The organism is Faecalicatena contorta, from assembly GCF_021531995.1.
GTDB lineage: Bacteria > Bacillota > Clostridia > Lachnospirales > Lachnospiraceae > Dorea_A > Dorea_A contorta_A.
The window spans coordinates 1-4779 of record NZ_JAFBIZ010000157.1; the positions used below are offsets into that span (position 1 = coordinate 1).

5 protein-coding genes are annotated in these 4779 nt (G+C 39.3%); all 5 read left to right on the top strand.

Annotated features, from left to right (window positions below; all coding sequences use genetic code 11):
- The first annotated feature begins 70 nt into the window (after positions 1-70).
- On the top strand, positions 71-802 hold the full coding sequence (locus tag JQM82_RS14330; protein WP_235251078.1) for a CpsB/CapC family capsule biosynthesis tyrosine phosphatase: 732 nt from the start codon (positions 71-73) through the stop codon (positions 800-802).
- Positions 789-1559: a YveK family protein gene (locus JQM82_RS14335; protein ID WP_235251079.1), complete on the top strand. Its 771-nt coding sequence runs from the start codon at positions 789-791 to the stop codon at positions 1557-1559. Before JQM82_RS14330 ends, JQM82_RS14335 begins: the two co-directional genes overlap by 14 nt.
- A gap of 12 nt (positions 1560-1571) precedes the next feature.
- Positions 1572-2255 (top strand): CpsD/CapB family tyrosine-protein kinase, encoded by a 684-nt coding sequence (locus JQM82_RS14340; RefSeq protein ID WP_235251080.1) that lies wholly within the window; start codon positions 1572-1574, stop codon positions 2253-2255.
- Positions 2256-2293: 38 nt separating this feature from the next.
- Positions 2294-3745 carry an LCP family protein gene (locus JQM82_RS14345; protein WP_235251081.1) on the top strand — a complete coding sequence of 484 codons (1452 nt, stop codon included), beginning with the start codon at positions 2294-2296 and terminating at the stop codon, positions 3743-3745.
- Between the two features lie 29 nt (positions 3746-3774).
- Positions 3775-4779, top strand: a 1005-nt coding sequence (locus JQM82_RS14350) for a sugar transferase (protein ID WP_235251082.1), incomplete at its 3' end; no start/stop codon positions are given.

Here is a 4779-nt window from a genome sequence, read left to right on the forward strand (position 1 = left end):
GGTAGTTTTATTTAAAAATTTTAATTTATATTTGCGTAAAAGGAAAGTTAATGTATTGAGGTGCAGATAATTGGATGGTTTTATTGACATGCATTGCCATATATTGTCAGGAGTGGACGATGGAGCGAAAGATTCTAAAGAAATGATGAAAATGTTAAAAATTGCATACAGTGAAGGAATCCGATGCATCATTGCCACACCCCATCACCATCCAGTGCGGGGACAGGAATGTCCGGAGATTCTAAGAAGACAGGCAGTTCTTTTACGGGATGCTGCACATGCAATTGATGAAAAATTTCGTATTTATCTAGGATCAGAGATTTATTTTGGACAGGATGTTACAGACAAGATAAAAGCAAAACAAATCCTGACCATGAATCGCAGAGATATTGTTTTACTTGAATTTTCGCCTTCTGATTCTTTTGATTATATCAAACAGGGACTTCAGCAGGTTCGATTTGGCGGATATCAGGTGATTCTTGCACATGTAGAACGTTATATTTGTATGATTGACCATCCGGAATATGCAAAGGAACTGTATGCAATGGGAATTTACCTCCAGGTCAATGCAGACAGTATCATCGGAAACAGAAGGATTCGAAAATACGTAAAATGGCTTATGGATGAGGAACTTGTATACTGTGTCGGTACGGATGCACATAATGCAAAGAATCGGGCTCCGTATATGAGAAAAGCGGCAGCATATGTTGCGAAAAATTATGGAGAAGAATATATGAGGAGGATATTTTTCAGCAATGCCAAGGAAATGTTGAAAAAAGTTAGAAAAGATGAATCAAAATAACATGATGAACAATGGGATAAATGATGACGAAATTGTAATTGATCTGGCGGAGTTATTACTTGCACTGAAATCAAAAATTCACCTCATATTGCTTTCAGGGATCCTGATAGCTTTATTAGCATTTGCCGGAACAAAATATCTGATTACACCAATGTATACCTCGGTTACCAAGATGTATGTATTATCCAAGCAGGATAGTTCTTCAGGGGTAACCTACAGTGATCTTCAGACGGGAACACAGCTCACCAAAGATTATGCGGAACTGGTGAAAAGCCGTCCGGTTCTGGAAAAAGTAATATCTGTACTGAATCTGGATATGAGTACCGATGAACTGGCGAACAATATCAATGTAGAAACACCGACAGATACACGTATTCTCAGTATCAGTGTAGAAAATGCCAACCCGAAAGAAGCAAAAGAAATAGCGGATGCACTGCGCGAAACGGTAAGTAATCAGATTACCAAAATCATGCATGTGGAATCGGTAGAGACGATTGAAGATGGAAATCTTCCGACAAAACCATCTTCGCCTAATCTAAAGAAAAATATGATCCTTGGAGGAGCATTCGGTGTATTTCTGGCATTTGCAATCTTTTTATGGGGCTTCATCCGGGATGATTCGATCAAGACCCCGGATGATGTGGAACAGTATCTGGGATTAAATGTACTGACCTCCATTCCGGTTCAGGGGAAGATCAAAAAAGTCAAAAAAAGCAGCGGACCATCAAAAAAAACCATGAAAAGCGCAAGAAGATAGGAGAATAGAGAAATGCAGGAAGTGACATTGAGAAATATAGAACAGGATTACCGGAGCAATGAGGCCTACAAGACACTGCGAACCAATATCGAGTTCTCTGGTTCCGATAAACGAGTGATCATGTTCACCAGCTGTACCCCTAATGAAGGAAAGAGTACTGTGTCCCTCTCTCTTGCACTGTCATTTGCAGAGGCCGGAAAAAAAGTACTGTTTATCGATGGGGATCTCCGCAAATCTGTTTTAATCGGACGGCATCGTGTGTATGGAGAAATCAAAGGTCTGAGCCATTTTCTGTCCGGGCTTGTAGAAGTAAAAGATGTCATTGTGAAAACACAGCAAGACGGATTGTACATGATCTTTGCAGGAGTTGTGCCGCCCAATCCGGCAGAACTTCTTGGGACGAGAAGACTGGAAGCATTGCTTGAGGGTGCCAGAAAAGCCTATGACTATGTGATCATAGATGCACCTCCGCTTGGAAGCGTGATCGATGCAGCTGTGATTGCCAAAAACTGTGACGCTTCCGTTTTGGTTATTTCGGCTAATGCAATCAGCCGAAAATTCGGAAAAGCCGTAAAAGAACAGCTGGAAAAGGCGGGATGCCCGATCCTTGGTGTCGTATTGAATAAAGTAGATATGAAGAAGAATAAATATTACGGAAAATACTACGGAAAATACTATGGAGAGTATGGAAAATAAAAATTCCATGAGAAATACAGCAAAGGAGAAAAAGCCAGATGCGTCATCAACAGAAAGCACATCGTTATGAAAAACTAAATCATCCAGTCGCAGGCAAGATTATGCCGGTTCTCCAGCTGCTTCTCTGTGTTGTGTTTTTTGCGATGCTCTGGAACAGCGGCATGGTTCCTGATCTTTACCTGGCTGTCACCGGACTTATGTTGCTGATGTTGTTTGTAATCACCTTTGATCTGCAGTTTCTGCGGCCGAAAGCGGCACATATAACGGGGATTATTCTGAGTCTCGTGATCAGTGTCATTATGGGAATTGCAATTCTGTATCTTCTGAAAGCAACTGCCATGATGGAAGATGTAGGAGGCGCTACTTACAAGACCGATAATATGATCGTAGTCGTAAAAAAAGAAGACCAGGCAGAAAACCTGATGGATGCACGCAATTATCGATTCGGCTTACAGACATCGGTGGATCAGGAAAATAATACGTTGATGTTAAAAGACATTGAACAGAATGTCGGACGTGAAATCCAGCCGGAAGAATACAACAACGTTACCGAAGAGGCAGAAGCATTGCTTAGCGGAAAGATAGAAGCGGCAATCTACAATGAAGCCTTTACAGGAATTATTGAAGAATCGATACAAGATTATTCGGATCAGGTACGGATCCTGTATCAGTACGGAATCGATACGGAGATTGAACAGGAAGAAGTATCTGTAGAAGCACCTTTTAACGTATATATCAGTGGTATCGATGTGTCCGGGCCGATCACGACAAACAGTCGAAGCGATGTCAATATTATCATGACAGTGAATCCAAATACCAAGAAAATTCTCCTTACAACAACACCGAGAGATTATTACGTTACCATTCCAAATGTCTCAGGAGAAGCAAGAGATAAGCTGACTCATGCCGGTATCTATGGTGTGGATGCTTCCATGGCTACACTGGAAAATCTATACGATATAGACATCAGTTACTATGCCAGAGTTAATTTTACGTCGTTGATCAAAATAGTGGATACCCTCGGTGGTATTGATGTCAATTCGGAGTATGCATTTACAACAACGCATGGAAAATATCAGATTCAACAGGGAATGAATCACATGGACGGAGAAACGGCACTTGGATTCTCCAGAGAAAGATACAGCTTTGAAGACGGGGATAACCAGAGGGGAAAAAATCAGGAAGCCGTGCTTACGGCAATCCTGCAGAAAGTCATGTCTCCGGCAATATTAACAAAAGCCGGTGAACTCATCGCCAATGTCGGTGACAGTGTAGAAACGAATATGACACAGGAAGAGATGGCAAAGCTTATTAATATGCAGCTGTCCGATGGGGCGAACTGGACGATAGAATCCCAGGCGGCAACAGGTACCGGGGATAATCAGATGTGCTTTTCATCCGGATCTCAGCTTTTGTATGTGATGTGGCCGGATGAAGCGGTGGATGATGCAATAAGCGATAAGATAAAAGTAATAATAAATGATAAATAATAAAAATTTAGACATAAGAAGGTTTGGAAATGTACAGGGAAATCGTAAAAGGTTGGATAAAACATCTTGATTTTATGTTGATTGATATCCTGTCTTTGGAGATAAGCTTTTTAATTGCATATGCTTTTCGAAATAACTTGCATGGAAATATGTTTTTACCAGATATATATAGAACAATGGCTGTAATGATAGCGATTATAGATATCTGTATTGTTTTTTTTAGCAATAGTTATGAGTCAATAATTCGAAGAGGATATCTTGTTGAATTAAAAAAAGTCATGATTCATTGTATGTGGGTGGTTATATGCATTATTGTGTGGATGTTTGCGACCAAACAGTCTAATGCATATTCCAGAATCGTAGTTCTATCGATGTATCCGATCAGTGTCTTTATCATGAGCCTATTTAGAATGATATGGAAACGAATGTTGCGTATTAGGATCAGAGAAAATAAGGGTTCCCGTAAAATAATGATTGTAACGACAGAAGAGCGTGTAAAAGATGTTTTAGATGAACTCATATATCCATATCAAGATTATCAAATAGAAGTACTGGTTCTATATGAAAATACTAATAAAACATTAAAGTATATTAATGATATTCCTGTAGTTTCTGGAAAGAATCAAATCGTGCAATATGTACGAGAGAATGTTATCGATGAAGTGTTTATTGATTTAAAGGACCGTGAAAAAAATGCAGAAAAACTTGCAAATCTTCTGGTTAGTATGGGATTTGTTGTTCATATTAATTTGACTAATTACTCCCTGGATATGGAAAACAAAAAGGTCCAGACATTTGGTAAATTTGTGGTATTGTCATCGGGATTGAAATTTGCGAGTGCATGGCAAATATTCGTAAAAAGAATTATGGATATATGTGGGGCTTTAGTTGGATTGGTGCTTACTTGTTTTGCATGTTTAATTTTTGGACCAATTATTAAGCATGAATCTCCTGGTCCTATCTTTTTTTCTCAACAGAGAGTAGGAAGAAATGGAAGAACATTTAAAATATACAAATTTAGAACTATGTATCCT

Coding starts and splice junctions, on each gene's coding strand:
- JQM82_RS14335 (WP_235251079.1), top strand. CDS start 789: ATGAATCAAAATAACATGATGAACAATGGGATAAATGATGACGAAATT.
- JQM82_RS14340 (WP_235251080.1), top strand. CDS start 1,572: ATGCAGGAAGTGACATTGAGAAATATAGAACAGGATTACCGGAGCAAT.
- JQM82_RS14345 (WP_235251081.1), top strand. CDS start 2,294: ATGCGTCATCAACAGAAAGCACATCGTTATGAAAAACTAAATCATCCA.